Raw genomic sequence first — 5,042 nt, forward strand, 5'->3', positions numbered from 1 at the left:
GCTTGGCGAGGGGATACTGCAGCGCAGCGCTTATGCGAAGAAAAAACTGGCTGAGATCAAAGGGATCGATATTCCGCTCGAAGGATTTTCCTACTGCGATTTTCTTGTGAATTTTGATGGTACAAAAAAGACGGTGGAGCAAATCAACAAAGAGCTGCTAACACGCAACATCATTGGCGGCAAAGACGTAAGCAAAACGTTTCCGGCCTATGGGCAAAGTGCGCTCTTTGGCGTCACGGAAATGAATACACAAGAAGATATCGATACGCTGGTCACGGAGATCAGCGATATATGCGGCGCATAAGGAAGGGAGGGATAATCATGGCAAAGGCAAAGATAAGAAAGAATTTTCACCAGGCAAGCTGGGACGAACCGATGATCTATGAGATGTCTACGCCCGGCACAAGGGGGATCATCCCGCCGGAGGTGGAGGAAGGGATCGTTTCCGAGGTCGGAAACATTGCCGCACAGCTTCCTGCTTCTATCGCGCGTAAGCAGGCGCCGTCGCTTCCCGAGGTCGACCAGAAGCATGTGCTGCAGCACTGGATCCACCTTTCGCAGGAAACGATGGGCTCCAACCTCTCAAACGACATGAGCGAGGGGACGTGCACCATGAAATATAACCCACGGATATGCGAAACAATCGCGCAGGATCCCGGGTTTGCAGACGTACATCCGGATCAGCCGGACGAAACGGTGCAAGGCATACTGGAAATCTACCACGAATTTGAAAAGGTGGTAAAAGAGGTTTCCGGGATGGATCATTTCACATTGCAGCCGGGCGGCGGCAACCACGCGGTGTATGCGGCGGCAAGCATTGTGCGCGCCTATCACGAGGCGAATGGCGAGGCGGATCAGCGCGACGAGGTCATCACGACTATTTTCTCGCATCCGTGTGACGCGGCTACGCCCGCAACGGCTGGTTATAAGATCATCACGATCTATCCGGACGAGCGCGGCATTCCGGATCTCGAGGCCATCCGCGCAGCAACTTCTGAGCGCACGGCGGCGATCTTCATGACAAATCCGGAGGACATCGGCATCTATAACCCAAACGTTCTTGAGATTACTAAGATCATCCATGACGTGGGCGGCTTGTGTTTTTATGATCAGGCGAACGCGAATGCGTTTCTGGGCGTAGCGCGCGCAAGGGAAGCGGGCTTTGATATGTGCCACTTCAACGTGCATAAGACGTTTGGCACGCCGCACGGCGGTTCCGGCCCGGCGACCGGCGCGTTTGGGTGTAAGGAGCATTTGGCGAAATATTTGCCCGTACCAAGCGTGGAATATGATGGCAGCAAGTATTACCTCGATTATGACCATCCCGATAGTATCGGTAAGATCAGGGATTTTATGGGCACGGCGGGCGTTGTGCTGCGCGCGTACGCGTGGACGCGTATGATGGGCGAGGCAGGTCTGCGTGAATGCGCGGATGTCTCCGTCATCAACAACAATTATCTGCAAAAGAAGATGGAGTCCATCCCCGGCGTAACGAGCGCCTTTCAGGGCAACGGCATCGTGCGTCAGGAGCAGATCCGCTACAGCTTTGAGAACCTGCACGACGAGACGGGTGTGGGTACGGAGGATATCGCGCGGCGCGCGGTCGATTTCGGCATCCCGTGGTACTGGACGAGCCACCATCCTTGGGTGATCCCGGAACCGATGACCTTAGAGCCGTGCGAAACATATAGCAAGGCAGATATGGATGAATATTATGAAGTGATCAAGACGATCGCAGGCGAAGCGCGCAAAGACCCGGAGATGGTCAAGGGGGCGCCCTATCGATCGGTGATCCACAAGATCAAGAACATGGCGGAGCTCGACGATCCGGATCAGTGGGCGCTCACATGGCGCGCATACCTGCGTAAGCACGGGAAATGATATGCTGAAAATAGGACTGATCATCAACCCTGTTGCGGGGATCGGTGGAAAAGTCGGACTCAAAGGAAGCGATGGGGAAGAAACGCTCAAACGGGCACGTGCATTGGGTGCGTGTCCGGAGAGTGGTAAAAAAGCGTCGCACGCGTTAAAGGAGCTTGCCGCTGTGAGGGACAGGTTCGTTCTTTATACCGGTCCGGGCGAAATGGGCGGCGATCTTGCGGCGGAATATGGACTTGACGCGCATATCTGCGGTGTGTCGCGCATGCAAACGACGGGGAGCGATACGGTAGAGGCGGCAAAAAAATTGCTTGCGGAGGGAATCGATCTGCTTGTATTTGCGGGTGGGGACGGTACGGCGCGCAACATCCTTGACGCGGTGCATGAAAGTGTTCCTGTATTGGGAATCCCTACGGGATGCAAGATCCATTCCGCGGTGTTCGCGATCAATCCGCGGCGCGCGGGGCAGGCGCTACGAAAAATAGTAGAGACGGAAAGTATTGGGAATGTGCACGAGGCAGAGGTCATGGACATTGACGAAGCACTGTTCCGTGAAGGGATCGTGCAGGCGAGACTGTATGGTTACCTGCGCACACCTGAAGACAAGCAGCATATGCAAAACCTAAAGAGCGGGCGTGGACTTGGGGAGGAAGCGTCGGTTGCGTTGCTGGCAAACTGCCTTGTGGATTCCATGAAAGACGATGTGCTTTATATCATTGGTTCCGGCTCCACGATGAAGGCGGTCAAAGAGAAGCTGGGGATCGGCGGTACGCTTCTTGGCGTGGATATCGTGTATCAAAAAAAAGCGTTGTGCATGGACGCAGGGGAAAAGCAGATACTCGAGATGCTGGAAGCCTACCCCAAAGCAAAGGTGATGGTCACGGTGATCGGCGGGCAGGGGTATCTGTTTGGTCGCGGGAACCAGCAACTGAGCGCGGCAGTGCTGTGCCGCGTCGGCAAGAAGAATATCATCGTTGCTATGTCAAAAAACAAAGCGGATTCATTGTTTTTAAAGAATTTGTATATCGATACGTCGGACGAGCAAACGGATTGCAGCCTTTGCGGCTACTACCGTGTGGTCGTCGGATACGATCAATATGTGATGTTTCAAGCTGTCAACTAGTAAGAATCGGCGGAGGGTGCTTTGAACCTGAGTGTTTTTGAAGTAATGGGGCCGGTTATGGTCGGGCCTTCCAGTTCGCATACAGCCGGGGCGGTACGCATCGGAAATGTCGCCGTAATGGCGCTCGGGGAGCCAATCGCTCAAATTTCGTTTGGCCTTCATGGCTCGTTTTTACAGACGGGGCTGGGGCATGGGACATATTGCGCCCTGCTTGCGGGAGCGATGGGGCTTAGGCCGGACGACGAACGTATTGCGCAGGCATTCCTGCTGGCGCAAGAACGGGGAGTTAGGTATTCGTTTCATGCCCAGCGTCTGAAAAACGCACACGAAAATTCGGTGCTGGTCACCGCAAAAGGGAAAAGCGGTATTTTGAAAAAAATAATCGCTTCCTCCATCGGTGGCGGACGTATCGGCATCGACTCGATCGACGGTTTTTCGATGGGCATCAGTGCCGAATTGCCAACCGTCATTGTCGGACACCTCGATTCGCCCGGTGTGATATGCGAGATCACGGGCGTTTTTGCGCGTAACGGGGTCAATATCGCCGCCATGAAGGTCAGCAGGGCGGCGCGCGGTATGCGCGCGTGCTGCATCATCGAAACAGACAGCACGGTCACGCAGAAAATGTTTGAACCGCTCATAGACGGTGTGCGTATTTTCAGCGCCTGCGTGCTGCAGCCGGTAACGGGAGAATGTACAAATGTATGAAAATGCTGCGGAATTGTTATACCAGGCAGAACAAAAGCGAGCGCCGCTTTGGCGCATTGTACTGGACAATGAAACGGAACTTACAGGTGCCACAGCAAAGCAGGTGGAAGAAAAGATGTTGTGCAGCTACCGGGTGATGCTCTGTTCCGCCCAAACTGCCGTCACAGATGTAAAAAAAGTGAAGGGCGCGCTGATCGCCGGACAGGCGAAAGCATTGCACCGATATCACAAAAACAACGAGGGATTATGCGGCACGCTTATGCAAAAAGCAATGCAGCGGGCGCTTTCCTGCGTGGAGGTGAACGCCTCGATGGGGAAAATTTGCGCCGCACCCACAGCGGGTGCTTGCGGTATTCTCCCTGCTGTTGTAATATCAATATGTGAGACTTTTCATGAAGATGAAAAGCAGGCGGTGCGCGCGCTGCTGACTGCGTCGGGGATTGGTGCGGTCGTGATGGCCAACGCCACTGTTTCGGGCGCGAAAGGCGGCTGTCAGGCGGAATGTGGCGTGGCGGCGGCAATGGCTGCGGGAGCGGCTGTGTTTTTACGCAACGGGACGAACGAACAAGTACTGCGGGCGGCTTCGCTGGCGCTCATATGTACGCTGGGGCTGGTGTGTGATCCGGTCGGCGGGTATGTACAGATCCCGTGCGCTTACCGCAATGTGAGCCAGACAGCGTCTGCCCTTGCCTGTGCGGATATGGCGCTTGCCGGGATCGATGCGCGTATTCCGTTCGATGAGGCGGTACAGGCGATGTGGGAAGTGGGAGAAATGCTTCCGTCGGCGCTTCGCGAAACGGCAAAGGGCGGCGTGGCGGCAACGCCTGCCGCAGAAGAACTTGCAAAACAGATCAAAAAAAGTTTTGCGAATATCATGGAGGAACCAGATGGAAAAGAAAACAGCTTTTTACGATAAACATGTGGCCGCGGGGGGCAAAGTGGTTCCGTTCGCGGGGTATTCACTGCCTGTGCAGTATAAGAGCGGGATACTCGAAGAACACAAAGCGGTGCGTGAAAAGGCGGGAATGTTCGATGTGTCGCATATGGGCGAATTCTTTTTGGCGGGCGCGGATGCCTTAAAGACGATTAATCACATCCTGACGAACGATTTTTCCAGTTTGAAAGTGGGATACGCGCGCTACAGCCCCATGTGTTATGAGGATGGCGGCACAGTGGACGACCTGCTGGTATACAAGATGGCGGAGGACGAATATTTTATTGTCGTCAACGCCGCAAACAAAGACAAGGATTTTACATGGATGGAAGAGCATCTCTTGGGCGATGTACAGTTTACAGATGTTTCTTCTCAAATTTCGCAGCTTGCGCTGCAAGG

Annotated in this window: 4 protein-coding genes and 2 pseudogenes; all 6 read left to right on the plus strand. The window is 54.3% G+C overall.

The window, feature by feature from the left end:
- A pseudogene (locus VB081_RS07255) lies at nucleotides 1–304 on the plus strand (aminomethyl-transferring glycine dehydrogenase subunit GcvPA); the annotation flags it as partial.
- 17 nt (nucleotides 305–321) lie between these two features.
- Nucleotides 322–1,881: an aminomethyl-transferring glycine dehydrogenase subunit GcvPB gene (gene gcvPB, locus VB081_RS07260; RefSeq protein WP_323400158.1), complete on the plus strand. Its 1,560-nt coding sequence runs from the start codon at nucleotides 322–324 to the stop codon at nucleotides 1,879–1,881.
- A 1-nt stretch (nucleotide 1,882) separates the two neighbouring features.
- Nucleotides 1,883–3,001 carry an ATP-NAD kinase family protein gene (locus VB081_RS07265; protein ID WP_323400159.1) on the plus strand — a complete coding sequence of 373 codons (1,119 nt, stop codon included), beginning with the start codon at nucleotides 1,883–1,885 and terminating at the stop codon, nucleotides 2,999–3,001.
- 21 nt (nucleotides 3,002–3,022) lie between these two features.
- Nucleotides 3,023–3,709 (plus strand): L-serine ammonia-lyase, iron-sulfur-dependent subunit beta, encoded by a 687-nt coding sequence (gene sdaAB / locus VB081_RS07270; RefSeq protein WP_323400160.1) that lies wholly within the window; start codon nucleotides 3,023–3,025, stop codon nucleotides 3,707–3,709.
- Entirely contained in the window at nucleotides 3,702–4,625 is a 924-nt protein-coding gene (sdaAA, locus tag VB081_RS07275; RefSeq protein WP_323400161.1) for an L-serine ammonia-lyase, iron-sulfur-dependent, subunit alpha, read from the plus strand. The genes sdaAB and sdaAA overlap by 8 nt, the downstream gene beginning before the upstream one ends.
- Nucleotides 4,597–5,042 (plus strand): annotated as a pseudogene (locus VB081_RS07280) (glycine cleavage system aminomethyltransferase GcvT); the annotation flags it as partial. The gene sdaAA and the pseudogene VB081_RS07280, both read left to right, overlap by 29 nt.

It is taken from the genome of Christensenella sp. (genome assembly GCF_034927525.1).
In the GTDB taxonomy this organism is placed as follows: Bacteria; Bacillota; Clostridia; order Christensenellales; family Christensenellaceae; genus Christensenella.